Annotated in this window: 24 protein-coding genes; 11 read left to right on the top strand and 13 right to left on the bottom strand. The window is 54.1% G+C overall.

Annotated elements, in window-relative coordinates:
• Positions 1-272 precede the first annotated feature (272 nt).
• Positions 273-1,151, bottom strand: coding sequence for a nucleotidyltransferase-like protein (locus B1748_RS02685; protein WP_087566332.1), 879 nt, complete (start codon positions 1,149-1,151; stop codon positions 273-275).
• Between the two features lie 164 nt (positions 1,152-1,315).
• Here B1748_RS02685 and B1748_RS02680 point away from each other — a divergent pair, with 164 nt between their 5' ends.
• Positions 1,316-1,666: a YgzB family protein gene (locus B1748_RS02680; RefSeq protein WP_087566337.1), complete on the top strand. Its 351-nt coding sequence runs from the start codon at positions 1,316-1,318 to the stop codon at positions 1,664-1,666.
• 112 nt (positions 1,667-1,778) lie between these two features.
• Here the strand turns inward: B1748_RS02680 and B1748_RS02675 are convergent, their stop codons facing one another.
• From B1748_RS02675 to B1748_RS02620, 12 genes are all read right to left on the bottom strand, one after another.
• Positions 1,779-3,506 carry a glycosyl hydrolase family 18 protein gene (locus tag B1748_RS02675; RefSeq protein WP_087566331.1) on the bottom strand — a complete coding sequence of 576 codons (1,728 nt, stop codon included), beginning with the start codon at positions 3,504-3,506 and terminating at the stop codon, positions 1,779-1,781.
• Between the two features lie 137 nt (positions 3,507-3,643).
• Positions 3,644-4,066 (bottom strand): Fur family transcriptional regulator, encoded by a 423-nt coding sequence (locus tag B1748_RS02670; RefSeq protein ID WP_087566330.1) that lies wholly within the window; start codon positions 4,064-4,066, stop codon positions 3,644-3,646.
• An 87-nt stretch (positions 4,067-4,153) separates the two neighbouring features.
• Positions 4,154-6,160 carry a DUF4097 family beta strand repeat-containing protein gene (locus tag B1748_RS02665; protein ID WP_087566329.1) on the bottom strand — a complete coding sequence of 669 codons (2,007 nt, stop codon included), beginning with the start codon at positions 6,158-6,160 and terminating at the stop codon, positions 4,154-4,156.
• Positions 6,142-6,867, bottom strand: coding sequence for an MgtC/SapB family protein (locus B1748_RS02660; protein WP_087566336.1), 726 nt, complete (start codon positions 6,865-6,867; stop codon positions 6,142-6,144). Before B1748_RS02660 ends, B1748_RS02665 begins: the two co-directional genes overlap by 19 nt.
• Positions 6,868-7,053: 186 nt before the next feature.
• On the bottom strand, positions 7,054-8,493 hold the full coding sequence (gene gatB / locus B1748_RS02655) for an Asp-tRNA(Asn)/Glu-tRNA(Gln) amidotransferase subunit GatB (protein WP_087566328.1): 1,440 nt from the start codon (positions 8,491-8,493) through the stop codon (positions 7,054-7,056).
• 24 nt (positions 8,494-8,517) lie between these two features.
• Complete coding sequence (gatA, locus tag B1748_RS02650) at positions 8,518-9,975, bottom strand: Asp-tRNA(Asn)/Glu-tRNA(Gln) amidotransferase subunit GatA (RefSeq protein WP_087566327.1); 1,458 nt, start codon at positions 9,973-9,975, stop codon at positions 8,518-8,520.
• A 30-nt stretch (positions 9,976-10,005) separates the two neighbouring features.
• Positions 10,006-10,296 (bottom strand): Asp-tRNA(Asn)/Glu-tRNA(Gln) amidotransferase subunit GatC, encoded by a 291-nt coding sequence (gatC, locus tag B1748_RS02645; protein ID WP_087566326.1) that lies wholly within the window; start codon positions 10,294-10,296, stop codon positions 10,006-10,008.
• A 160-nt stretch (positions 10,297-10,456) separates the two neighbouring features.
• Positions 10,457-10,834, bottom strand: a complete 378-nt coding sequence (locus B1748_RS02640) for an ATPase (protein ID WP_087566325.1) — start codon at positions 10,832-10,834, stop codon at positions 10,457-10,459.
• Between the two features lie 157 nt (positions 10,835-10,991).
• Positions 10,992-11,729, bottom strand: coding sequence for a GTP pyrophosphokinase (locus tag B1748_RS02635; RefSeq protein WP_087566335.1), 738 nt, complete (start codon positions 11,727-11,729; stop codon positions 10,992-10,994).
• A 249-nt stretch (positions 11,730-11,978) separates the two neighbouring features.
• The gene (locus tag B1748_RS02630; RefSeq protein WP_087566324.1) at positions 11,979-12,989 is read right to left on the bottom strand and encodes a Gfo/Idh/MocA family protein; all 1,011 of its coding nucleotides are present in this window, start codon (positions 12,987-12,989) and stop codon (positions 11,979-11,981) included.
• A gap of 32 nt (positions 12,990-13,021) precedes the next feature.
• Positions 13,022-13,870, bottom strand: a complete 849-nt coding sequence (locus B1748_RS02625) for a sugar phosphate isomerase/epimerase family protein (protein ID WP_087566323.1) — start codon at positions 13,868-13,870, stop codon at positions 13,022-13,024.
• Between the two features lie 2 nt (positions 13,871-13,872).
• Positions 13,873-14,556: a carbohydrate-binding family 9-like protein gene (locus B1748_RS02620; RefSeq protein WP_256975495.1), complete on the bottom strand. Its 684-nt coding sequence runs from the start codon at positions 14,554-14,556 to the stop codon at positions 13,873-13,875.
• Between the two features lie 172 nt (positions 14,557-14,728).
• On the opposite strand from B1748_RS02620, the gene B1748_RS02615 reads away from it, so the two are divergent.
• From B1748_RS02615 to B1748_RS02570, 10 genes are all read left to right on the top strand, one after another.
• Positions 14,729-15,634: a helix-turn-helix transcriptional regulator gene (locus tag B1748_RS02615; RefSeq protein ID WP_087566322.1), complete on the top strand. Its 906-nt coding sequence runs from the start codon at positions 14,729-14,731 to the stop codon at positions 15,632-15,634.
• 88 nt (positions 15,635-15,722) lie between these two features.
• Positions 15,723-16,511 carry a cupin domain-containing protein gene (locus B1748_RS02610; protein ID WP_087566321.1) on the top strand — a complete coding sequence of 263 codons (789 nt, stop codon included), beginning with the start codon at positions 15,723-15,725 and terminating at the stop codon, positions 16,509-16,511.
• A 223-nt stretch (positions 16,512-16,734) separates the two neighbouring features.
• The gene (gene uraA, locus B1748_RS02605) at positions 16,735-18,030 is read left to right on the top strand and encodes a uracil permease (RefSeq protein WP_087566320.1); all 1,296 of its coding nucleotides are present in this window, start codon (positions 16,735-16,737) and stop codon (positions 18,028-18,030) included.
• A 166-nt stretch (positions 18,031-18,196) separates the two neighbouring features.
• A complete protein-coding gene (locus B1748_RS02600; RefSeq protein WP_087566319.1) occupies positions 18,197-18,397 on the top strand; it encodes a hypothetical protein in 201 nt (66 codons plus the stop codon).
• A gap of 36 nt (positions 18,398-18,433) precedes the next feature.
• On the top strand, positions 18,434-19,372 hold the full coding sequence (locus B1748_RS02595) for a hypothetical protein (protein ID WP_087566318.1): 939 nt from the start codon (positions 18,434-18,436) through the stop codon (positions 19,370-19,372).
• Between the two features lie 159 nt (positions 19,373-19,531).
• Positions 19,532-19,765 carry a hypothetical protein gene (locus B1748_RS02590; RefSeq protein ID WP_087566317.1) on the top strand — a complete coding sequence of 78 codons (234 nt, stop codon included), beginning with the start codon at positions 19,532-19,534 and terminating at the stop codon, positions 19,763-19,765.
• Between the two features lie 26 nt (positions 19,766-19,791).
• A complete protein-coding gene (locus tag B1748_RS02585) occupies positions 19,792-20,916 on the top strand; it encodes a GerAB/ArcD/ProY family transporter (RefSeq protein WP_179215340.1) in 1,125 nt (374 codons plus the stop codon).
• A complete protein-coding gene (locus tag B1748_RS02580) occupies positions 20,913-22,421 on the top strand; it encodes a spore germination protein (protein WP_087566315.1) in 1,509 nt (502 codons plus the stop codon). The genes B1748_RS02585 and B1748_RS02580 overlap by 4 nt, the downstream gene beginning before the upstream one ends.
• Positions 22,422-22,477: 56 nt before the next feature.
• Positions 22,478-23,668, top strand: a complete 1,191-nt coding sequence (locus B1748_RS02575) for a Ger(x)C family spore germination protein (protein WP_087566314.1) — start codon at positions 22,478-22,480, stop codon at positions 23,666-23,668.
• Positions 23,669-23,770: 102 nt separating this feature from the next.
• The gene (locus B1748_RS02570; protein ID WP_087566313.1) at positions 23,771-24,568 is read left to right on the top strand and encodes an SDR family oxidoreductase; all 798 of its coding nucleotides are present in this window, start codon (positions 23,771-23,773) and stop codon (positions 24,566-24,568) included.
• The last annotated feature ends 12 nt before the right edge of the window (positions 24,569-24,580 follow it).

The raw sequence follows: 24,580 nt of genomic DNA, 5'->3' as shown, positions 1-24,580 counted from the left end.
CGTTGCCGGCGTCAATCTCTCGCGGCGACAAGAAATAATATATCACAGCTGCCTAGCTCATTGCAAGTACTTTTTTTCAGCATTCGACATTTTTTTGACTGGACGTTCTACATCCGCCCCGCCTGAACCAGCGGCGAATTCCAATTTATCATAACCCTCGTAGACCAGTCAACTTAAAATTCACACGCAAACTTAGTTCCATCTAACAATAAAACCTCTGCGGAAGGAGGTTCCATTCCGATTGGAACTCCCATCGACAGAGGCGGCAAACTTTAAGCATTCATAATCGTATATCGAAGCTCGATAGCTCCGTTGTCGTTGTTATCCTTCATAACGGCCACTTCCCGTACATAAGCCCGTTTCACCAGCTTCTGTATGACAAGCGACAACTCAAGCTGATGTTCCGCCAGCTGCGGGTGAGTCTGCAGCTCTCCCAGACTCCAAGGTTCGGTTCGGGAATTCATGATGCGGATCAGAGGCTCGCAGCAAGATTTCATGAGACTCATGACAGAGAACTCGCAGGCTAACATGACAAGCTGCACCCGCTGCTCGAGTGTCTCCGGACTCGCCGTCAGCTCTTCGTATAATTTGTAGACGCCGGGATGAACTCGCTTAAGCTGCTTCCATACCGTAAGCTCCGGATGCCTGCCTTCTTCTATTAGCACGATGTGTGCCCAGTAGGTTAACGCCTGCAGCACATAACTGTATGCATCCAGCAAGTTGCCTTCCACTAGATCCTGCTTGGCTTGCAAGTACGTTTTAAGAAAGCCGGTGAACTCCGTGAACCGCTTCCTCTCGCGCATGGAATCCGGGAATGACGACAACCGCTCACGTACGCCCGCCAAATAACCGTCGCGATCCAATAATATCTCCCCCCGTACCAACCAATCGATATAATGCCGATGTTCCCCTGACGCAATCCAGCTCTGAATCGTATCTTGACGAACAGCTCTGACTAACAAGCGCGCGCCGCCCACTCGAATATGCTTTGCGTATTCCGTCTGCGCTTCTTCGCTGAGCACGGCCAATACAAGCGCATCCAGCCCATCCATTAGCGGATTATAGAGGTAAGGGTTCTCGATGACGGCTAGGGATAGCAGTCCGGGGCGTTCCCGAAAGATGTCTAAGAATTGCGTTCTGATATGCTCCACTGGGCTCCTCCGTATAGCTTATCGCCTTCTATTAGGCTATAATAATAATCTACAGATTTATTTCTTTTCGACAACAACCTTGCGGTTTCCTGCTTTTACACGAAGCTTTCCAGTCTCAATTTCGTAAGCCAATAGTAATAGGAAGGGTTTGAACCATGAACAGAATTTTTTTCAAATCGGCCAAAATCAATGAATTCCGCCTCTGGGGACTCGTATTCACGCTTGTCGGCATGGGTATCATGATCCTTGGAACGGCCGGAATCGTATTGTGGGGGCAAGCCGGCAAGATCGTTGCAGGCATCTTTATGATCTTCGGCATGATCTCGCTGCTGATCAGCGTTGCCGTCTACTTCTGGGCCGGCATGATGTCGACGAGCGCTACTATGCTGGTGTGTCCGGAATGCGGACGCCAGACCAAGATGTTGGGCAAGACGGACCGTTGCATGTTCTGCAGAACGATGCTGACACTTGATCCAAATCAAGCCAGAGATGCCGCCAACGAGGTCAATGCATAACTTCGTACGAAGCCACAAAAAAACCTCCATGCTTAGCGGCATGCATTTAAGCCGCTTGAGCATGGAGGTTTTTGATTAAAATGATGATGATGATTTGAATTAGAGCTTTCAGCTAGTCATGCAAGGCTTCGTCGATCGTTTGCCAGATGGATGGCGTCTGGAAAGTCCTTTGCCAAGTCGCGACCCCTGCAAGTTTATACTTGTGCACGAGCTCAACTCTTGCCTTCATGGACATATCGTCTTCGATCCAAATCCGCTGCTTGATGCCATTTTCGTCGTATTCCACGTAATTCTGTCCCGAAGCCGTATCTAACACGGGCTTTAGCCCCTTCTCTTGAATAATCGTCTTCACTCGCTCCATGCCCACGGCCTTTGACGAAACTTTAAGTTTGCCGTCCTCGCCCGTCTCCTCGCTCCAAATTCTCGTATAAAGCGGCATGCTGAGAATCAGCTTGCCCGGGGGCACTTTATCCTCTTCCAGTATGCGGGCGATGGATTGCTCCGTCCATGGAAGCGATGCAACAGAGCCGGACTTCGGACTCGACGCCCAATGCTCGTCGTAGGCCATCACCATCATGTAATCTACCGTCCGGCCAAGCGCTTCGCGATCCAGGAAGACCGACCACATCTCGCTGTTCGACTTGGGAGTGACGTCGATCGATACGACCAGGTCCGCTTCGTGCAGCAATGGAGTCAGCTCCTTCATAAACTGAACGAGATTTTCCTTATCCTTCGTATAGACATTCTCGAAGTCGATGTTAAAGCCTTGAAGGTTGTACATCTCCGCAAAGGCGAGCAGTTGCTGAATCATAACAAATCGGGATTCTACCGTCGCCAGCGCCTCCGTCGTCCGATCAGGCTCGAAGCCGTTGCTAAACAACGCCCATACCTGATACCCTCTGTCATGCGCCCATTTTACATAAGCGGAATCCGCTTTGCCTTTAATCGCCCCCGTACCGTCAATCAGTTCGAACCACGTCGGACTAACCACATTAAGGCCCGGCATCTCGCCGATCTTGGCGGGATCAATGCGGCGCTCATAAACCGCTTCCCAGGTCAGATTGATCTTTCGGCCGTCCAGCTTCCACGGCACGAACGGGTCGTCTCGTTCTACTTCGGTTACCGTCTCGGAGCCGGCAGGCGTCGCATCCTTCTCTCTGATGTAGCCGATATGACCATCGCCGCTCTGTACGAGCAGCCAGCCTTCATTCTCCTCCCAGACGCGAAGCTTCTCTCCTTGAGGCAATTTAAGCAAGTAGGGCTCGCGTATAGAGGGTCCCGTGCGAACCGCCGCCCCCTTTTCGGGTTTTGCTTCTACCAGCGGCACCGTTTCTCCTTCCGTAAGAAGCGTGACGATGCCGCTCTCCGCATCATAATCCACTCGGAGGCCATACAGCTCTTTCAAGGGCGCAGACGGAATGTACACCGTTTCATTCGTTACTTCCGCCGCTATTGTCAGCTTGTAAGGCTGTCTGTTCAGGATGCCGGTCAGCGTATCCGTCTTGAGCCGAAGCACCTTGTCCGCGCTCGTCAGCACAATCGTCCCCGTCGAGCTTTCGTAATGAAGAGGCTTGTCCTGGGCGAAGAGCTCCTCCAATACGGGCAGCGGGAGCTTTACCTCGCCGTTCTCGATCAACGCTCCATGCCCCATTTCCTTGCCGCCGATCATGATGGGATTCGTCGATGCGTACGCAGGCGCTTGATATTCCCTGCTTGGTACATACTTCATATATCCGAACCACCCGAAGGTAGCTATAGCTGAAATCATAAATAGGAATACCAGTGTCATGAATCCGACTCTCCGCTTCTTGCGCGGCGAGCGGACGTAATTCGTCTCCAAGCACTCACTCTCCTTATAGTTCGATATTGTACGGAAACAGCTGTCACCTCAAATAAAAACGTGCAAGAAGTAGCGTCAGAACGCTGCCCAGCACGTTATAATAGCCATTATCCAATTCTATAGACGACGAATCCGTCTTAAGTGTTGCAAGTAGCGCACAACCCATATATTTCCATTCGATGCCCGTGAACGGTAAATCCCGTTTCCTTCGAGGCTACCTTCTCGACCTCCAGCAGCGGCGGGTATCCGAAGTCTACGATCTGGCCGCAGCCCTTGCAGATTGCATGATAATGGTCGGACAAGTCAGCGTCGAATCGGCTGGAATCATCTCCGTATGTCAGCTCTCGAACCAGGCCCGCTTCCACAAACAGCCTTAAGTTATTGTAAATCGTCGCAACGCTCATGCTCGGATAAGTCGGCGACAGCGCCTTGTAGATCTCGTCGGCGGTCGGATGTGACTTGGTATCCATCAAATATCCCAGTATGGCGTGTCGCTGCGGGGTCATACGAACGCCATTCATCTTCAGTTGTTCCAGTGCCGAATGAACGTTGGCTGCCATTCCCCTCACGCCTTTCTTTATTGTTAATTAATAATCGTTATAATCTATTGTACGTTCAGTTCAAAGATTTTGTCAATGAAAGCGCCTCTAAGTAGTGTCCTGACTTTCAATGGTTATGCTGTTAGTTGCATTAATATGAATCCGGTATACGCCTGTCCCTACCGTTCCCCTCACTGTCTTGCGGATCTGCCTGAACGGCATCTCGGCATTGATCTTGCCAAACGTTACCGAGCCGTAAAGCGAATAGTCGCCCCGTTCTGGCACAACAACCTTAATCTCGCCCACGGAGCTGTCGAGATCCCAATTGCCGCCAACCTGGCTGCTGCTTACGGCAATGCCGCCGTTCATCGTGCTCGCCTTTACCGGTCCGTACGCTTCCGCTATCGTAATGCTGCCGTTCTTGGTCTCGGCTTCCGCATCTTCCCAAACTCCTCCCAACGAAATGTTCCCGTTGGATGTAACCGCATATAACGCGCCGCCGGTCGTGTCATTGACGGTGATTTCGCCGTTTTTCAATTCCAGCGTGCTGGAACCGTCCAGCGTATCGACCTCGATGCTCCCGCTGTTACCCGTTACGGCAAGCGGACCGATAATTCGCGCGACCCTGATATTGCCATCTCCGCTCTTCACGGTTAATCCGTCTTCAGCGACCAGATCCGTAACCTCCGTATCGCCATTGGTGTTCTCAATCGCAACCCTGATGGCGGAAGGAGCTGCCGGGGGCGGCGACATTTCCCATTCGAAATCGGGTAAAGCAAGCGAAAGCTCATCCCCCGGCAGTGCCGCGAGTTGTTCTTCCAGCGTTTGCACGGTCTCGGAAGAAGCTGTCGGAGTATTGCCTGAATGACTTTCTGATCCATCGGCTTCAATATCCGTGGACGGGGTCGCTAGTGCTCCTTCCGCGTCCTCTATTTGTCCATCGCCCTCGATTCCGCCTTGATCATCTTGCTCATCCTGCTGCACATCCGGAGGTGACAGCTTGACGCTAGGTTCGATACGCGGCACCACAACCGTCAGATTCATCTTGGGAACGCGGTTGTTATCAGCTCCATACCGCTGTCCTTTGGCTTCCAGCACAATCTCGTTGCCAGGCGTCACGTCGACGGTCGACTGCTCGGCAATCCGCTTCGATTCGTTTTCGTCTCCGGCATCGACCCACACGGTGGAGTAGACCTCGATTCCTGCAACGTCATCGGCGCGGAGAGTCACATTGCCGTTAACATTTTTGACCGTAATCGATGACAAATCCTCGTCAACAAGCACCTTCATCACATTTTTGTCGATGCGGTAGCCCTTCTCATCGCCGTAATCGACCATTCCGTTTAAATCGACGTTAAATTGGTCCAGCCAGCGGACAGGGAAGTCCGCATATTGCGTCACCGCGTAAGCCGTCACCGTAACGACAAGCGCCGCGGCGGCGCCGGACAAATCAAATTTCAGCTTGGCGGATTTGGCTCGAAGCACCGTACTGTACAGGATGACCTCAATGCCAAGCAGCAGGAACAGAAGCGGCCACCAGTCGCCAAGAAGCGCAATATCGCTTGATCCCCTCGCCTGGTCCCAGAGCAGCAGCGCTCCGACGCTCAGGATCAGAATGGCAGCCGTCAGCCGCCCCAGCTTAAACACGGCGCCCCCTCCTCTCCTCGCTGCTGTCCATACGACGACGCAAGCGAGCGTCATGAGCAGCGGACCGACAATCAGCTCCGCCAGCTCGTTCATCCAAGGCAGCAGCATGTCCGGCGGCTTGACCATAATCATCATGACGATTCCCGACAAAGCAAGCAAAATGCCGTGCGCCAGACGCACAGGCATCCGCTCTTCTCGCGGAATCTCCTTGAGTTGAAGAGCCTCGTACACGCTGACGAAATAGAAGACGGGCAGCAGCATGCCCAGATAAACGATTAACAGCAGATGTCTGCCGCCGTCGGAATCGGCAAGCCGGAAGATGGCGGTAACATCCAGCAACAAGCCGGCAAGAAGCAGCAAGCCGCGCGAATATTGTCCATTGTACACATGTCCCATACCCGGGATCCCGAACGCAAGCAAGACCGCAAGCCACGCCCGTTTTCGTTGCGTTATTCGGAGCTTACCCAACGTATGCCCTCCAATTTATTCAACTCGTCGAGCAACCGAACGGCGGGATCCTTCTTGCGCGAAGGCATCCTGACATGAAGAATCAGCCTCGTCAAGGCTTCGTCTCCGCTCTGCCTTGAAGCAGCTACGGTTTCCATCGACATTTTGCGAATCGTAACCTTGCGTTGGTCCAGCATGTCGTTAATCTTGCTCAGCAAGGGGGACAGATCATGAGCTTCAATCTTGATTATTCTGTCCTTCTTCGCATTCATAAACTTCTTCTCGATCTTGTTAAAACCCCATAATGTTAATAATGCCATAACCGTAACTGTCGCCGATGCAAAGTAGAAGCCCGCTCCGACAGCGAGACCGATAGCCGCAACAACCCATAAGGAAGCCGCCGTAGTCAGTCCCGTAATCGATTTGCCCGTAAATAGAATCGTACCCGCTCCAAGGAAGCCTACCCCGGTAATAACGGCTGCAGCCAGACGCGCAGGGTCTACACGCACATTGGGCTCTTCCACAAAGTCCGCGAATCCATAGATCGATAACAACATCAACAAGCAGGCTCCCAAGCAAACCAGGATATTGGTTCGGAAGCCGGCAGCATGATTGGACGATTCTCGTTCGAAGCCGATCAACCCCCCAAGCACGATCGCGAGCCCAAGTCGGGCGGCAATGTCCAATTCGTTAATGAACCAGGGATCCCTTGCCGCAGCAACAAACATATCCATAAATACCCCGCCTTTTTTTCGAAATCGCCGGATATGTCCGACGTTTATCAGACTATTAATGGCCGGATGCATGAATACCCAAATCGGCGGGATATCAAAAACGAACAAAAAGCGCAGTCCATCTCTAGGATGAACCGCGCCTTCGCTCTATATCCCCCGCCGTTCGCGTCCGGGTCTATGTCAGCTTAGCCGATCAAGCAGCATCTTGTTTACGAGTGCCGGATTGGCCTTGCCTTTCGTTTCCTTCATAATCTGTCCGACAAGGAAGCCGATCGCCTTCTCCTTGCCTGCCCGGAAGTCCTCCACGGATTGCGGATTTCTTTCGATCACGGCATCGACGATCGCCAAAATCGCGCCTTCATCGCTAATCTGTACAAGTCCTTGCTCCTCGACGATCTGACCCGGCAGCTTGCCGTTCTCCAGCATCGCCTTGAAGACGGTCTTCGCAATCTTGCCGTTGATCGTGCCTTTCTCCAGAAGTCCGATCATCTCGCCAAGGCCTTGACCGGTCAGCTTTACGTCCGACAGCTCCAGATTATTGGCATTGAGATAACCGAGCAGATCGCCCATGACCCAGTTCGCCACAGCCTTTGCGTCCTTCGTATAGGCAAGACTCTCCTCGAACAAGTCGGCAAGCTTCTTGGATGCCGTAATAACGTCGGCATCATAGGAGGACAAACCGTAATCGGCCTGGTAGCGTGCCTTGCGTGCATCTGGAAGCTCCGGTATGGAGGCGCGTACGTTCTCCTTCCACTCCTCGCTAATATGCAGACGGACAAGATCCGGATCCGGGAAGTAACGATAATCATGCGCTTCTTCCTTGCCGCGCATCGAAAACGACTTGCCGACAGCGTCGTCGTAGCGCCGCGTCTCCTGCACGACTTCGCCCCCGCCATCCAGAATTTCCGCCTGGCGGACCTGCTCGTACTCCAGGCCGCGCTGCACGCTGCGGAACGAGTTCATGTTCTTGAGCTCGGCGCGCGTGCCGAATTTCTCTTGTCCGTATGGACGCAAGCTGATATTGGCGTCGCAGCGCAGGCTGCCTTCTTCCATCTTGACGTCGGATACGTCGCAATACAACATGATCGCGCGCAGCTTCTCCAGATACGCCTTGGCTTCCTCCGGCGTGCGAATATCCGGATCGGAGACAATCTCGACAAGCGGCGTGCCTACGCGGTTAAAGTCGACTAGCGACGCGTAGCCGCCGTCCACATGCGTCAGCTTGCCCGCGTCTTCTTCCAGATGAAGACGGGTAATGCCGATGCGTTTCGTCTCCCCGTTCACCTCGATGTCGATCCAGCCATGCTCGCCGATCGGCTGATCGTATTGCGAGATTTGGTACGCTTTGGGCGAATCCGGGTAAAAGTAGTTTTTGCGGTCGAATTTGCTAACATCCGCGACCGTGCAGTTTAGCGCCATCGCCGCTTTCATCGCGTACTCCACGGCTTGCTTGTTCAGGACCGGCAAGACGCCGGGATGTCCGAGACAGACCGGACACGTATGGGTATTGGGCGGCGCGCCGAAGGCGGTCGAGCAGCCGCAAAAGATCTTGCTGTTCGTATGGAGCTCGACGTGCACTTCCAGCCCGACGACCGTCTCGTATTTGTTCGATACTGACATTCTTATCGTTCCCTTCCGTTCGAATTACAGCTGCGGACGCAGCTTATGATAGTCCGTGTGCGCTTCGAACGCATGAGCGGCGCGCAGCACCGTCGATTCGTCGAACGCCTTGCCGATGATTTGCAGCCCGATCGGCAAGCCATCGGCTTGTCCGCACGGCACGCTGATGGCCGGAACGCCCGCCAGGCTGACCGGAATGGTGCAGATGTCGTTCAAATACATCGTGAGCGGATCTCCAACCTGCTCGCCGATGCGGAATGCCGGCGTCGGCGCCGTTGGACCGATAATGAGATCATATTGCTGGAACGCCTTGTCGAAGTCGCCTTTGATCAGCGTGCGAACCTTTTGCGCCTTCAAGTAATAGGCATCGTAATAACCGGAGCTGAGCGCGTACGTGCCCAACATGATCCGGCGTTTGACTTCCGCGCCGAAGCCTTGGCTTCGGGATTTGCGATACAGATCGACCAGATTGTCCGGATTGTCCGCGCGCACGCCGTAACGCACGCCGTCGAAGCGCGCCAAGTTGGACGATGCCTCCGAGGATGCGAGCAAATAGTACGCTGCAATCGCATATTCCGTATGCGGCAGCGAGATCTCTTCCCAAGTCGCGCCAAGCGACTCATATACGCGAAGAGCGTCCATAACCGCTTCCTTAACGCGCGGATCGATTCCCGCACCGAGATATTCCTTGGGAACGCCGATACGGAGTCCCTTGACGTCGCCGGTCAGCGCGGCCGTATAATCCGGGATGTCCACCTTCGCGGACGTCGAGTCGCTGGCGTCGTAGCCGGCGATCGCTTGAAGCACGTAAGCCGAATCCTCCACGTTTTTCGTCAGCGGGCCGATCTGGTCGAGCGAGCTGGCGAAAGCCACGAGGCCGAAGCGCGATATCAAGCCGTACGTCGGCTTCAAGCCTACGATGCCGCAATAGGCAGCTGGCTGGCGGATGGAGCCGCCCGTGTCGGAGCCCAGCGAGAAGTAGACTTGTCCGGCCGCTACAGATGCCGCAGAGCCGCCGCTGGAGCCTCCCGGCACGTAATCGGTATTCCAGGGATTGCGAGTCGGATGGAAGCTGGAATTTTCATTGGAGCCGCCCATCGCGAATTCATCCATGTTTAGCTTGCCGATAGTAACGGCGTCGGCCGCGTTTAGCTTGCCAGCAGCCGTTGAGTTGTAGATCGGCTTGTAATTGCTCAGGAATTGGCTTGCGCAAGTCGTGGTCAAGCCTTCCGTTACGATATTGTCCTTAATGCCGGCGGGCAGGCCGAACAGCAGGCCGCGTTCGCCGCCGGCTTGCAGCGTCTTGTCCAGTTCGGCGGCTTGCGTGCGGGCGCCGTCCTCGTTTAATGATAGAAAAGCCCCGATCGCGGAATCCGTCTTCGCGATCCGTTCGAACGAGCTATCCACGAGCTCCGCCACGGAAAGCTCCTTGCCCTTTAACTTGTTATGTACGTCCTGCAGGCGCAGATCAAACAATGCCAACAGTAGCTCCTCCCTTCAAATCCTAGCAAATTATGATTCAAGCACCGCAGGCACTTTGATTTGTCCGTCTTCTTCGTCCGGCGCGTTAAGCAGCACCTTCTCGATCGGCAGCGACTCCTTGCGCACGTCGTCCCTCATGACGTTCGTGATCGGCAGCACGTGGCTGGTCGGCTCGATCTCGTCCGTATTCAGCTCGTTCAGCTTCTCCGCGTATTTCAAAATGGCGTTCAACTGGTCGGTAAATTGCGCCTTCTCGGCATCCGACAATTCCAGCCGCGCCAGATTAGCGACATGCTCGACATCCTTCAGCGTAATGCTCATCGGTAACTCTCCTTCTCTGCGTCAGTCATACCCATCATTATAGCCTACATTCGGCGCGTACATCAATTAGTAAGAAGCAACGAATCGCATGAGCCGAACAATTTCTCGAAGAGCAGCAAAAAGAAGCGGACACCAAAGTCCGCTCCCATGACAAGCTCTATTAGATCCAGGCCTTGAGGTTTACCTGGCGAATAAAGTCTTCCCGACTCAGCGGCTCCTTCGCCGCTACTTCATCCTCTTGCTCTCCGTCGCCCTTCATGATTCGATAGAACAGCTCTTCGTTATGCGTCGCAAGCGCGTAATCGATCAGCGCCTCCCGTTCGATCCGCTCCGCCTCCATTTGAAACAGCACTTCCTCCAGCTCGACGTCCTCGTCAGGCAGCAAGAAATTGCGATTCGATGCCGGAACTCTGACTACGTAATCGAACACGTTGTCGGCATTGCGGTCATAGGCAATAATATATCCATGCTCCCCAACGGGAAGATTCTGTTCGTATTGATCCGATATTATGATGACTTTGGAGCCCAGCTGCAACATCCAATCTCCCCCAATCGCCCTTGTCGTTGTAGTCTCTCTTTCCATTTCTATTATCCTACTAAAAAACGACATCGCTGTCCAATAGCAGGCGGAAGAGGATTTGACTTGCCAGAGTCTCATAGAGCGATCGTTGACGAGATGCTGCCCGCTTGGCGGATTATTCGGCTTCTTTGCCCAGCTCCAACAAAGCTTGAGGCAGTTGGAACGCCTTATTATTTAAGAACAATCGGGTTAGTTCCTCCGTATCGTCAGCCTGATTCTCCTTGATGACGGAGATTTCTCTATGCAGCCGCTCCATCTGCTGATCCAGACGATTAGCGGAATCCGAAGCTTCCTTAAGCTCCTGGATTAGCCTGGCCGGCACGGATTGATTGTATTTGTAAAAGATTTTATGCTCCAGACTTGCCCAGAAGTCCATCGCGATCGTGCGAATCTGGATCTCGACGCAGACGCTTTCGCTTCCGTCCGACATGTTGACCGGCACCTCCGCGAGCAAATGCAGGCTTCGATAGCCGTTCGGCTTGGGATGTTCGATATAGTCCTTCACTTCGAAGATATGCAGATTAAACTGATTTTGCAGCATATCCCGGATCCGGTAAATATCCGAAATAAAGGAGCAAGTAATTCGCAGGCCTGCTATATCCTTGATCTCCCGTTTAATATCCTCCAGAGAGAACGCGATGCCCTTGCGGCCGATCTTGTTCATAATGCTTTCCAGCGACTTGACTCTCGACTTCGTATGTTCGATTGGATTATAGTCGTGCAGGAACTGGAATTCTTCCTTCACGATCTCGATCTTTGTCTCCAGCTCGTTGAGCGCAAATTGGTACATCATCATAAACCGCGTCACTTCGGTCTTCAGCTTCTTGAATTGCTCGATCTGGTAATTCGTCATGCTCATCTCTTCCATTCTCCTTCGTTCAAGACGCGGAGAGCGCCCTTGATGCTCGAATAAATCCATCATATTATGAACGAAGGCACCATTGCAAACAAGGTGAAACGACTGTCGCCGTCCTTTGGCTGCGCTGCTCGGTTCATTCGGAGTAATATAGGGAAAGAGTTGCGAAGAATGCTTCCCTATATTTTAACAGGACTCGGCAAAAAGGCTTCTGCCCGCGAAGGTAGAAGCCTCTTTGCTTGTTTTTCAAACGTTGACGTATGCGCCCTTGCTGTCCGCGGATCGAATCTCCGCCTCGACGATTTCGAGCGACTGGACGGCGCTCTCCGGCGAACAAATCGTAACCGGCTCTCCCGCCGCCACCGCTTCGACGAAATACTTGATCTCGCGGTAGTAGCCCATATCCGGGGATAATTCGGCAACAAACCCTTCGCCGTCATGCGGATTCACCTTGAGCACATTATTCTCGAATACGAGATTGCCGCGCTCAAAGTTCACCCGGAATGTCATCGAGAAGCCGAAGTCGCCGCCCAGCGTCCAGTCGGCCTGCGCGTTCAGCACCTTGCCGTCAGGATAGACATAGTTGGTCGATACGACGTCGTAGGCGCTGCCCGGCACTACGTTGCGCGCGATGGAAGAGACGCTCTCCGGCTTGCCAAACAGCCAGTTGATGACATCCGTATCGTGAATATGCATATCCACCATGCAGCCGCCGCTCAGTTCCCCGTTAAGGAACCAAGGCTGAGGCAATCCGCCTCCGCGGAAGAAACTCCCCGACGTTACGGCGCCGTAGCGTCCGTCCTCTACGCAGGCCTTTAAATATTCGTAAGCTGGCCAGAAGCGCAGGCATTGTCCGATCATCAGCGTATTGCCCGTGCGCTTAGCCGCTTCCGCCATGCGCCAGCCCTGCTCGGAGGTGCGGGCTACCGGCTTCTCGCACAATACATGAATGCCGCGCTCCAGCATGGAGCATGTCAAGTCCGCATGCAACGGCGTAGGCAGCGTAATATCGACGATGTCCAGCTCCTCTTCCGACAGCATGGCCTCTATGGAATCGTACAGCTTGTACGGGGTCAGATCGTATACGGATTGCTCGGTAGCGATATTGCCCCAAGCGGCACCGTCCTTCAACTCCTCGATAAGCTTGTCGCAGATCGCCACAAGCTTAATGTCCGCCCCTTCCTGCATCAATCGTACATAGTTATCGAAGTGCATCCTTCCCATAAATCCGAAACCGATTAATCCGATTTTTAGCATAGATGTCCTCTCCCTTATCGCGTAATCCGCCCTTAGCGGTCCGTTCTGCCCAGTATGGCGTCCATAGCGCCCGAAGTGTTGTAGATGATCTGCTCGGCGTGATGGGTGTACGGAGGAATCATCTCCGCCGTCACGTAATTGTCGTAGCCGATTTCCTTCAGCGCCGATACGACCGCAGGGTAATCCACGTCGCCCGCCAGCAAGTCGACGAAGCCGTGCAGTCCTCCCGCTTGACGGCGGTAATCCTTGAAGTGAACCTTTTTAATGCGGTCGCCGAGAATGCGGATCCAATGCTCCGGGTACCCGCTGTGCACGACATTGCCTACGTCGAAGTAAGAACCCACATAACGGGAGCCATGCGCATCTATAAATGTTCTCAGCTCCAGCGGCGACAACAGGAACTTGTTCCATACGTTTTCGATCGCGATGGACACGCCAGCGCTTTCCGCATGCGGCACGAGACTGCCGATCGCTTCGAGCGCGCGGTCGTATGCTTTATCGTAAGGCACGACCTCTGCTCCCGGAATAAAATCCACGCCTACGGCGCCGGGGATGACCAAAATCGCGTCGACGCCTAGGGCGGCCGCGACCTCCAGCTGCTTCTTGCAGACGTCGACCGCCTTTGAGCGCATGCCGCTATCCTCGCTGGTCATGGCGTACGACCAGTAAAGACCGGTAGCAAGACCGGCAATCTCCAGCCCCGCATCCTCCAGACGGCTGCGAACGGCGAGAATCTCCTTGTCGCCGGCATCCAGCCCCAGCTCGCCCGACTCGTTAAGGGACAGCTCGATGCCGTCAAAACCCGCTTTTTTCGCAAGAGCGATAGCATCGGCAATAGAAGTCCCTTCCTTGAACGACCAAATATTAATTCCTTTTTTCATCGTCATTCCTCCTCGATAGTTGGATTGTCGCCTTGATCCAGAAACCGCAGCATCCCGAACCGCGCGGGCAGATGGTAGTTGACCGCTCCCGTCGGACTCCATGCCTGGTATTGCCGGACACCGTTCTCGTCCTGATCGATCCGGTAGGCGTTCATTCGCCACCATGCGCCAGGCGCCGGTTTCCTTGCGAAGCCAGCGGTCGGAATCGCCAAGTGATAGATGAGCTCGTCGCCCTGCCTGACAACTTCCGTCCGCAGTCCTTCCATATTCCATTCCACGTCAATACGGGCAATCCCGCCCTGGCCGTCGTTCCACACTCTTGCGTCGAATACCACATTATGCGGACTTAGCTCCAGTTCGACGTAAGGACCAGCCTCCTGATGCCCTTCTTCAATAAACAGCTCCACGACGTCCTCCTCGTACAGCGGCTCGTCGCGCTGCGTGAAGCGCGAGAAGACATGATGGTCCGTGCACCTGATTCGAAACCAGACATAATCCGGGCTCCAGCAGGCTTGGAACTCCGTAGGCTCAATGACGGCGCCTCCGTCTACCGTTTCGGATAACGGCGCGGCTTCGCACTCGCTCCAATCCAGTTGCCGCCCCTCTCCAACGCTTGCTGTCTCGCTTCCGACGATCCACTTTGCAGGCCTGCATAAGTATTGTTTCAGATCCATGTCCCGAGACATCGACGCAATCGCTCCTTTATCCATTTCCGTTTCGTTGCGATATCTCCATATTTCTGTAATAATGCTTATATCATAAAAGATTTATGCGAGACTTTCTTTAGCAATACAAGCGAATATTTGCATGATTCCGTTATGGAATTTCTGTAACTTCTCTACAAAGAGGTGAAGCGCTGTGACGATCCATAAAACGGTATTTCCCTTGCAGCGGACCGCTCCATTCCGGGAGTGGTCCCCCGTCATTCATTATGCGAAGTCTCAAAAGCTGGAACAGGGGAAGCTTGCGCCGAGGCGCATCTATAATTTCGAATTGTTATACGTCAGCCAGGGAGAAGCCGCCACAATCATGAACGGCCGTCGGTACGAGCTGTCAACCGGGCACCTGATCTTCCTCCCGTCGGGCGTGCTGCATCAGAACGAAGTGGTATCGCCCGGCGGCACGCGTTTCCTCGGCATCCACTTCGACTTCTTCGGGGAGCTCGATATCCATACGGAGTACGATATGATCGTGGGCGATGCCGCTCCAGGTCTTGATCGATTCGCTACGGAGGCCGTCCCCGATGTGTTTCCGCCGCTGTCCCAGCAAGTGGTCTATACGCCAACTCTCGCGTGCGTCGCGTTAATGGAGCAGCTCGTGAACGAATTTACGATGCGTCCGCTTGGCTACGAGCTTGCATGCAAGGCGCTGATGTTAAACATTCTTGCTCATCTGCTGCGGCTCCCGCACTCCCGGTCGCACGCGTTCTCTTCGCAGCACGCTATCCGCTTGCAAGAGCTGGCAGAAGAGATCGAACGGCACCCTTCCGCCGCCTGGACCAACGCTATGATCGCCGAACGGCTCGATCTAAGCCTCGATCATGCGGCCAAGCTGTTCCGGGAGCTCGTAGGACGCCCGCCCGGCGAATATGTCGCTTCCATACGCCATCGCGAAGCCCGGAAGCTGCTGCGGGAGACCGACATGTCGATCGAAGAGATCGGCGACGCCGTCGGATATTCCGGCATCCATTATTTCAGCCGGCAATTCCGCAAGCACGAGGGCGTATCGGCGTCCGAATACCGGAAGCTGTCGCAAGTCCTCTAGCCTTCTCAGCCATGCACCATGTACTGGGCGAAAACATACACTACCCTAGGCATTGTGGCACTTAAGTCATGAAGGGAATGGATAGCTGATGGAAGCAACAAGCATGGATTACGCTGCGCCGAACACTCAATTCACATACGATCTGAGGAACAATGTATTCTTTAAGAAAGACGACCATAACTTCATTCTTTCGTTATCCGTCAAGCAGTTGAATACGCTGGGCAATTCCTCGTTGCTGGACATCTATCTGGACAAGGAAAATTATGTGGAGCCGCACTATCATCAAAACGCGTCGGAGCTAGTGTACTGCATTGCCGGCTCCGCTGTCGTCTCGCTGATTAACCCTTTTACGAACGAGCTGCTTCACTTCCCCATCGGACCGGGGCAAGTCGCCAACGTGCCGCAAGGCTGGTGGCACTACGAGGTGGCGTCTCAGGATGACACGCATCTGCTGGCCATCTTCGATGCTCCGGTACCGGAAGCGATCTTCGGCTCGGACATCCTGCGTCTTACGCCGGCTTCCGTACTTGCCGCCAATTATTGCCTCAATGAGGACATGGTAAAGGAGACGCTGGCTCCGATCGAATCCACCGTCGTCATCGGTCCTCCCGCCGGCTGCCAATCGTCCAATGGACCGGCTGCCATAAATGATGGAAGCTGGAATACGCCGGGCATGTACCCGCAAGCCGATTACGGCATGGGGACGATTCAGGGGCAAGGACTGTCGGGACAACAGCAGGGAGCCGGCCTGATGCAAGGGCAAACGCAGCAAAGCCACGGTTCGTATGCTTACCCGCTGCGGCCCATCGAGTCCGCCTACTCCCCTTACCCTCCTCCCTTTCATCCCGTTCCCTTTCTCTATAGAAATTGGAATTAGGAAACCACTACACGATTGGCTGTCATGGGGCTGCTTCGAAAGGTCTTGACGGACCTTTCGCGGAGCAGCTTTGTCTCATTTATACGGAATGAAAGCAAGTGCTCCCTCCGCCTAATAATAATCACAAGAAAACGCTTGCGCTCTTTTGTCGAACTAGGTAGAATCATCCATAGCGGCCGGACGGAGCTCCGGTCCAATTTGCCCGAAGGAGATCTTACATACCATGAGAAAAAGCATTGGCGTTCACGAAAGACCGCCGCATCTTCAAAGCTTGATGCTGAGCTTCCAGCATCTATTCGCCATGTTTGGCTCAACCGTGCTCGTACCGAACATTCTGAAGGTGGATCCCGCGATCTGCCTGCTGATGAACGGCATCGGCACCTTGCTCTACATTCTGGTGACGAAGGGCAAAATACCGGCTTATCTCGGCTCCAGCTTCGCCTTCCTTGGCCCTGCCGGCGCCGTAATCGCAAACGAAGCATCCGGCGGCAGCTACGCCGCTGCGCTGGGCGGCTTCATCGCCGTCGGCGTAATCTTTACGGTCGTTGCTTTTATTATTCAATATACGGGTACAGGCTGGCTAAACGTCGTGTTCCCTCCGGCAGCCATGGGCGCGATCGTCGCGATCATCGGCCTGGAGCTTATTCCGGTCGCGGCCAGGATGTCCGGCTTTATCCCTTACCCGGAAGATCCGCCGACTTGGACGATGGATACCGATGTCGTCCTATTGGCCGTATCCACGATGGCGGTCACCGTACTGGGCTCTGTTCTGTTCCGAGGCTTCATGCGCATCATTCCCATCCTGTTCGGCATCATCTTCGGCTATGTGCTGGCTTACTTTATGGGCATGACCGACTTTAGCGGACTGGATAAGGCTGGCTGGTTAGCCGCACCGACACTCACCTTTCCGGAGTTCCATTGGACCGCCATTATCGCAATCGCTCCGGCAGCCCTGGTCGTCATTGCGGAGCACATCGGCCATCTCATCGTTACCGGAAACATCGTGGAGAAGGATCTGTCCAAGGACCCTGGCTTGCATCGTTCCATGCTTGGCAACGGCATCTCGACCATTCTGTCGGGCTTCGTCGGTTCGACGCCGAACACGACGTACGGCGAAAATATCGGCGTACTCGCGATTACGCGGGTATATTCCACCTTCGTCATCGGCGGCGCGGCCGTAATCGCGATCATCCTGTCCTTCTCGGGCAAGTTCTCCTCCCTCGTGTCCGGCATTCCCGGTCCCGTTATGGGCGGCGTATCGCTTCTACTCTTCGGCGTCATCGCAGCCTCCGGCCTGCGCATGCTCGTGGAATCCAAGGTGGATTACAGCAAACCTACTAATCTGTTCCTAACAACGGTCGTATTGGTTGTCGGCCTGAGCGGCGTCAAGCTGACTTTCGGCGATGTATCCTTCACCGGCATGGCGCTCGCGACAATCGTCGCGATTTTGCTCAGCCTGCTGTTCAAGCTGTTCGAGGTACTGCGTTTAACGAACGACTCCGAAGCCGGGGGCCACTGATCCGGCACTTCACGTTTTACAGCCAGCACCGGTTTCACTACCGGAAGCTGGCTTTTTTTGTTACGAACCCTTTTACAATATTCCCCTCCAATTCCACGAAACCGAAACATCATCCGTTTGCTAACGTACATAGGGATACACAAAGAGGACGAAAGGAGAGTTGCGCATGTCGGGGTTCGGATTATTCGGCATATTTCTCATGTTCGGTTTCTTCTTATTCCTGATTAATATCGCTACGAGCGTATGGGCTTACCTGGATGCAAAGAAGCTGGGCAAGAGCAACGAATACGCGCTGCTGTTGCTGATCGGCACGCTGATATTCCCGGTTGCAGGGCTGATCGTGTATTTGATCATACGAAGAGCCTAGCCGCGCATTATTAAATAGAAGAGGAGGATACGCAACATGCTGCAGCATTACAATGACCGGTTGGCCGAATTAAAAAATCGGCAAAGACAGAAATCGAACTGGACCGCGAGCAGAGAGCAGTTGAAGGTGAGTCTGGCAAACGCCAAAGAGGATCTGGGCAGGCTTGAAGCCTGGCTTCATGAGGAACAAAGAGACGTCGACCGGCTGAAGAAATTGTCGCTTGGCGGACTATTCTACTCCCTCATCGGCAAAAAACAGGAGAAGCTCTCGGAAGAAGAAGCAGAGCTGCTGCAAGCCAAGCTTCAATATGAGGAAGCCTCGGATACGGTATCCGATCTCGAAAAGGAGCTCGCGGATATCGAAGCCAATCTCGCGCCAGTCCGCTATGTCGAGTCAGACATCGAAGCGGCCATGAGAGAGAAGGAAAAACACATCTACGATGCCCATCCCGCCTTGGCGTCGGAGCTAAAACTGTGGTCTGACGAGGAAGCGGAGACGGAGGCAGACGCCAAGGAGCTGCGCGAGGCCGTTAACGCCGGCCGGTCCGTCATCTCCTCTCTGGATCGCGCCAGCGAACGTCTGCAGTCAGCCAGAAACTGGGGAACCGCGGACATGCTCGGAGGCGGTTTACTTACGACTATGGCCAAACACGGCCATATCGATGATGCCCGCTCGGCGATTCACTCCGCCCAGAGCTCATTGCGTCGATTCGAGAAGGAATTAAAGGACGTTCAGCGCGACGTTGGAATGACGATCGATATTGGGTCGATGATGACTTTCGCGGATTACTTCTTCGACGGTTTCCTGATGGACTGGGTCGTACAGGGCCGTATTAAGGACGCGGCGGAATCCGTGAGGGAGAAACGTGCGCTAATTCGCCGCATTGTTGCGGAGCTGGAAACCGAACTGGGAGCCAAGGATCGAAAGTTGGCGGAATTAAGACGGCGCCAATCCTCTCTTATCGAACAGGCTTAGACGGCTTCATGGCATTCCACCCTATACATCCCCCGCCAACAGGCCCTTCGGGGCCTTTTTGCATTCCTTCTTCCTTCGCACCGCGGTGTCTTGCATATTTTAGCAGCAAAATGGAATAATAATGCCGATATTCCGGCCAGCGCCAGAAGGAGTTGCCCCTTGCTGGAAAACCTGTTAGTCGTAGTCATTATCGCGATGGCGCTCCTGTTCGCGGATAGGCGCAGCTTCGCACGGTCGGAGCGCAGGACGAAGGTGCTGTATATTCTCCTTCTCCTCCCGGCTTCTTACTTGTCCTTATTGTTCATCCTGCAATTGCCTTGGTTCAACATCGGACATCTCACCAAAGCCATGTATGGATGGCCTGCCAGACAAATCGTCGCGCTGCTCAAATAATTCCGCGCGCGGAAAGGGATGTAGCTATGTCGTCCGATCGGTCCACCATCAACTTAAGGCAGCTGGCAGGTCTGTTATGCTGCTACGTGATCGGTTCCGCCATCGTGTTTATTCCCAATCCTCTTACGGCCGCGGCCGGCAATGATGCGTGGATTTCGATGACGCTCGCTTACGGCTTCGGCATCATCATGTTGACTTGCGTCCTGTACCTTCACAACAGGCACGATGGAGCGAGCGTAATCGCATATAGCCGCAAACTGATCGGACGGACGGCTACCTATCCCGTCGGACTCCTTTATATCTTGATGCTTTTTTTTGCCGCATGCGCCGTTAATGCGAGCATCGGCGATTTTTTCACGAGCGTGATGATGAAGCGGACCCCTTCGTATATTTTCCATACGATCGGCATGTTGCTATCCGCGCTGACGGCGCGTTCAGGCATTCGCGTTATGGCCCGCATGTTTTTTTTGCTGCTGTGGCTGATGCTCTTTTTCTCTCTGCTGGTCATGATACTTGCCATCCCCATCTATCAACCGGCCATGCTTCTTCCGTTATTCGAGAACGGCATCAAGCCCATGCTTCATGGTTTGTTCATCTCGGCCGGTTTCCCGTTTGGGGAGATCGTAATATTCGCGATGCTCCTGCCGTTTGTACGGCTTCAAGCCGGACAATCCATAAGCAAAGCACTGTACGCATCCTATTCCTTTTCCGCGCTGATGCTGATCGTGCCGACGATTTGCACCATTATGGCATTCGGTCCGGCGGCCGGTTACTTCAATTATTCGCTATACCGCCTCTCAATCGAGATTCACATCGTCGAGCTGTTTCAGCGAATGGAAGCCATTATCGGCATTGCGCTTATTTTGGGTTCTTATATGAAAGCAACGCTTCTGCTCTTCATTATCTACCAATGTCTCATCCAGCTCTTTAACCTAAAGGACGATCATGTATTGATGTATCCCCTCTCGGTGACCTGCATCTTCTTATCGGCCACAATGTTTCAAAGTCCTGCCGACTTTCAGGAGCAAGTCTATACGATTTGGCCGTTCACGGTCATTGTCGTGGGCGGCGGACTTATTCTCCTATTTACCTTGATTACGTGGATCAAGCATCGACGATATCTTCAAGCGGAACGAGGCGATACTTCTTGACTACGGACAGTCGCAAGACTAACGCTCTTCATGACGACATTACATTTAACCGAGAGAAGCTTGAAGGCGTTTTTTCCCGCTGCGGGGACGTACACTTCCAACAATGGAATTATGGCGACGGGTTCGCGTTCCAGGCCGTGTCCGTCTATTGCTCATCGCTCGCCGACTACTCCAGCCACCTCCTCCAGCGTGCTTTGGAAAAAATCCCTGGATACGAGAGCGAAGACTGGAATAGCATGACGCCGGAAAAGCTGCGCCGATGCTTGCAGGTTAATAATGCCTCCCTTCAGCCGTTCTCGCTGCTGGAATCATTCGAAAACGTGTACGAGTCTGTCATGCACGGCTTCATTGTCATTTTGTTCGACCAAGTAAATCAAGCGTTAGGATTCCCGACGGAATCGGCAGCAAGAAGGCAAATTACGGAGCCTGTCAACGAACCTGCAGTGCATGGCCCCCGGGAAGGCACGACGGAAGACTTGTCCCTGAATTTGACCTTGCTCAGGAGCCGCATCCGCAATCCGGCGTTTAAGTTCGAATTCCTGCAATCCGGCGCAGTCACGAAGAGCGCGATCTGCTTCGGCTATCTGGACGAGGTCGTAAACCCCGACGTGCTTGCGGAATTCAGGCGGCGAGTCGAATCCATCACTGATTATGAAGTACTGGAGACCTCCTACATCGATGATTGGATTCAAGAATCGACGTTGTCTCCGTTCCCGCAGGTCCGTTATACGGAGCGGACCGACACGGCCGCCGCGGCCGTGCTGGATGGCAAAATTATCGTGCTCGTGGAAAATTCGCCGATGATCATGATTTGTCCGGCGTTTCTGGTGGATTTTATGGGGACGGCGGAGGATTACTACGTACGATCCATCTTTTCCTCGTTTATCCGAATGCTGCGTCTGCTCGCGTTTATCATCGCTTTGACGCTGCCCAGTCTCTATATTGCGCTGTCTACCTTCCACCCGGAGCTGATCCCGACCGTGCTGCTCCTGGCGATCGTAGATTCCCGCGAGGGTATCCCGTTTCCCGCCTTCTTCGAAGCGCTCATCATGGAAGCCTCCTTCGAGCTTCTCCGCGAAGCCGGCATCCGGCTGCCAAGGACGGTCGGATCTGCCGTCAGCATCGTGGGAGCGCTGGTCATCGGACAAGCGGCCATTATGGCAAAGATCGCCTCGCCGATCATGGTGATCGTCGTGGCGCTGACGGGCATCGCCTCCTTCGCGATCCCGCATTACGATCTGGCGATCTCCCTGCGCCTCTTGCGTTTTCCGTACATGATCGCGGCCAGTCTGCTAGGCGGTTACGGGCTGATGGTCGTTTTCCTGTTGACGCTGCTGCATCTCACCAGCCTACATTCGCTTGGCGAGCCTTATTTAACGTCGATTGCGCCGTTCAAGCCCAGAGATTGGCGCGATCTGTTCGTCAGGGTGCCGCTCAAGGTCTTTCTGCGATCGCCGCGCAATCGCAAGCTGCTCCGGTTAGGAGGCAGACGTCCGCATCCCTAACATCGCTTGCAGAAGCGTCAAACGCCAGATACAACCTCGAATAAGGAGGAGCTCCCATGCCGTCTCATAGCAAAGGAAAAGGATGGAAAACCGCTTGCTGCCTCTGCATGATTTCCTTTCTCCTTTCCGGATGCTGGGACAAGCTGGAGATCAACAATTGGGCATTCGTGCAGGCAGCCTCCGTCGATCTGTCCAAGGACGGGCGGCTGCGTCTCACCAGCCAGATCTACAAGCCCGGTTCTACGGAGGCATCCAGCATGTCCCCTTCCACCGGGTCATCGTTCTTCAACATCTCTAGCGACAATGACACCGTCTATGGCGCCTCGCTGATGGCGAGCAATGAAATCGGCCGGAAGCTGCAGTGGAGCCATATGGAGACCTTGATTATTAGCGAAGCTTTCGCGAGGGATCGGAACATTGGCGAGGTGCTGGATTTTTTCTCCCGCTCCAACGAACCGAAGAGCACCTTGACGATTGTGATCGCCAAGGGCGATGCAAGTTCACACCTGAATGCCAGGCCTCTCGTGGAAAACAACGTCGGCAAGCAGTTGGCCTCCAGTATCGAGACGGCCCAAATTCTTACGGGAATGTCGATATCCGTAAGCCTCAGGGAGCTTAGCATCCTTGCGAAGCAGCGGGAAGTGACGTTCGTTCTTCCTTATCTTCCTTTCACCGGAGCAGGCGCCTTACCCCATACGCCAACCTTGGCACTGTTCCGATTCCCCGAGGGCAAGCTGATTGACATCGTGCCGGTCTCGAAGACTCCATTCCTGCTCATGCTGATGAATCATTATCGTAACGGTTTCGTCAATATCCCCTGCGGCGAAGACAAAAACAACGGTCAGGGAAGCGAAGCGTTTAAGATCGGATCTCTCCGCAGCACCATCAAACCTCGGCTGATCAATGACCAGTTGACGGTACATGTTGGCGTGCAGGTGTCGGGAAGCGTCAAGGAGCTTGCCTGCACCCATATCAAAACAGAGGATGACGTTAGCCGTTTTACCGACAAAATCGCCGGAAAGCTGGAGAAGCGGCTTGCCTCGACGGCAGCTTACTTGCAAGAGAAGGAGGCTGATGTCCTTGGCGCAGGCGCGCATCTCCACCGCTGGCATAACAGCCGTTGGAAGAGTTTGCAGCAAAATTGGGGGGAACGTTTCAAGCAAGCAAAATTCGAAATTAACGTGCACGTACGTCTAACCAATACGGGCATCGATGCCGGCCAACCATTCTCTGCCAACGAGCCCTGAATCCCCGGCATACGGCTATATTCGAATATCAAAAGATTCGGAATAGCCGCCAGGCGGTTATGGAAAGATTAGAACGACAATTCTGGAAGGAGCGATAGTATCATGTTGGACAAGAAAAACGAAGGAAGAGTAGCAGGTAAAGTAGCGGTCGTTACGGGAGCTGGATCCGGCATTGGCCGGGCAGCCGCGTTGAGGCTTGCGGAACAAGGAGCAAAGGTCGTGCTGGTCGATCTTGTCGACGGGAGAAGCCAGGAGGTCGAAAAGGAAATTCAAGAGCATGGCGGCGAAGCCTTCTTTGCCGATACGGACGTATCCGATCCCGCTCGCGTCGAACGGGCGCTTAAGCAGGCGGCCGACAAGTACGGGCGCATCGACATCCTGTTCGCAAACGCGGGCGTAAACGGAACGCTGGCGCCGATCGAACACATGGAGCCCGAGGACTGGGATACGACGCTTGGCATTAATCTTAAGGGAACGTTTCTAGCCGCCAAATATGCCATTCCCCATATGAAGGAGAACGGCGGCAGCATCGTCATTACCAGCTCCATCAACGGCAGCCGCAAGTTTACCGGCTTCGGCATGTCCGCTTACAGCTCCTCCAAGGCCGGCCAGGTCGCTTTCGCCAAGATGGCGGCGTTGGAGCTTGCGCAATACGGCATTCGCGTCAACGCCATCTGTCCCGGCGCCATCGAAACCAATATCGGCGAGAACACGCATACGACGCCCGAGGTGGAGGAAATTAAAATTCCCGTAAAGTATCCGGAGGGCAATCAGCCGCTGGAACATGGACCCGGCAAGCCGGAGCAAGTCGCCGATCTCGTGCTGTTTCTGGCTTCGGACGAGTCCAGCCATATATCCGGCACGGCGATTTATATTGACGGCGTGGAGTCGCTTCTGTAAATGATCGAACAG

It is taken from the genome of Paenibacillus sp. MY03 (assembly GCF_002165585.1).
In the GTDB taxonomy this organism is placed as follows: Bacteria; Bacillota; Bacilli; order Paenibacillales; family Paenibacillaceae; genus Pristimantibacillus; species Pristimantibacillus agaridevorans.
This window is presented reverse-complemented; position numbering and strand designations above follow the sequence as displayed.

What these genes read in the sequence shown, in the direction of transcription:
- B1748_RS02635 (WP_087566335.1), bottom strand. Translation starts at nt 11,729, where the DNA reads ATGACGAATTACCAGATCGAGCAATTCAAGAAGCTGAAGACCGAAGTG.
- B1748_RS02600 (WP_087566319.1), top strand. Translation starts at nt 18,197, where the DNA reads ATGTCGGGGTTCGGATTATTCGGCATATTTCTCATGTTCGGTTTCTTC.
- B1748_RS02640 (WP_087566325.1), bottom strand. Translation starts at nt 10,834, where the DNA reads ATGTTGCAGCTGGGCTCCAAAGTCATCATAATATCGGATCAATACGAA.
- uraA (WP_087566320.1), top strand. Translation starts at nt 16,735, where the DNA reads ATGAGAAAAAGCATTGGCGTTCACGAAAGACCGCCGCATCTTCAAAGC.
- B1748_RS02610 (WP_087566321.1), top strand. Translation starts at nt 15,723, where the DNA reads ATGGAAGCAACAAGCATGGATTACGCTGCGCCGAACACTCAATTCACA.
- gatB (WP_087566328.1), bottom strand. Translation starts at nt 8,493, where the DNA reads ATGTCAGTATCGAACAAATACGAGACGGTCGTCGGGCTGGAAGTGCAC.
- B1748_RS02620 (WP_256975495.1), bottom strand. Translation starts at nt 14,556, where the DNA reads ATGTCTCGGGACATGGATCTGAAACAATACTTATGCAGGCCTGCAAAG.
- B1748_RS02660 (WP_087566336.1), bottom strand. Translation starts at nt 6,867, where the DNA reads ATGTTTGTTGCTGCGGCAAGGGATCCCTGGTTCATTAACGAATTGGAC.
- B1748_RS02630 (WP_087566324.1), bottom strand. Translation starts at nt 12,989, where the DNA reads ATGCTAAAAATCGGATTAATCGGTTTCGGATTTATGGGAAGGATGCAC.
- B1748_RS02625 (WP_087566323.1), bottom strand. Translation starts at nt 13,870, where the DNA reads ATGAAAAAAGGAATTAATATTTGGTCGTTCAAGGAAGGGACTTCTATT.
- B1748_RS02670 (WP_087566330.1), bottom strand. Translation starts at nt 4,066, where the DNA reads ATGGCAGCCAACGTTCATTCGGCACTGGAACAACTGAAGATGAATGGC.
- B1748_RS02585 (WP_179215340.1), top strand. Translation starts at nt 19,792, where the DNA reads ATGTCGTCCGATCGGTCCACCATCAACTTAAGGCAGCTGGCAGGTCTG.
- B1748_RS02575 (WP_087566314.1), top strand. Translation starts at nt 22,478, where the DNA reads ATGCCGTCTCATAGCAAAGGAAAAGGATGGAAAACCGCTTGCTGCCTC.
- B1748_RS02595 (WP_087566318.1), top strand. Translation starts at nt 18,434, where the DNA reads ATGCTGCAGCATTACAATGACCGGTTGGCCGAATTAAAAAATCGGCAA.
- gatC (WP_087566326.1), bottom strand. Translation starts at nt 10,296, where the DNA reads ATGAGCATTACGCTGAAGGATGTCGAGCATGTCGCTAATCTGGCGCGG.
- B1748_RS02570 (WP_087566313.1), top strand. Translation starts at nt 23,771, where the DNA reads ATGTTGGACAAGAAAAACGAAGGAAGAGTAGCAGGTAAAGTAGCGGTC.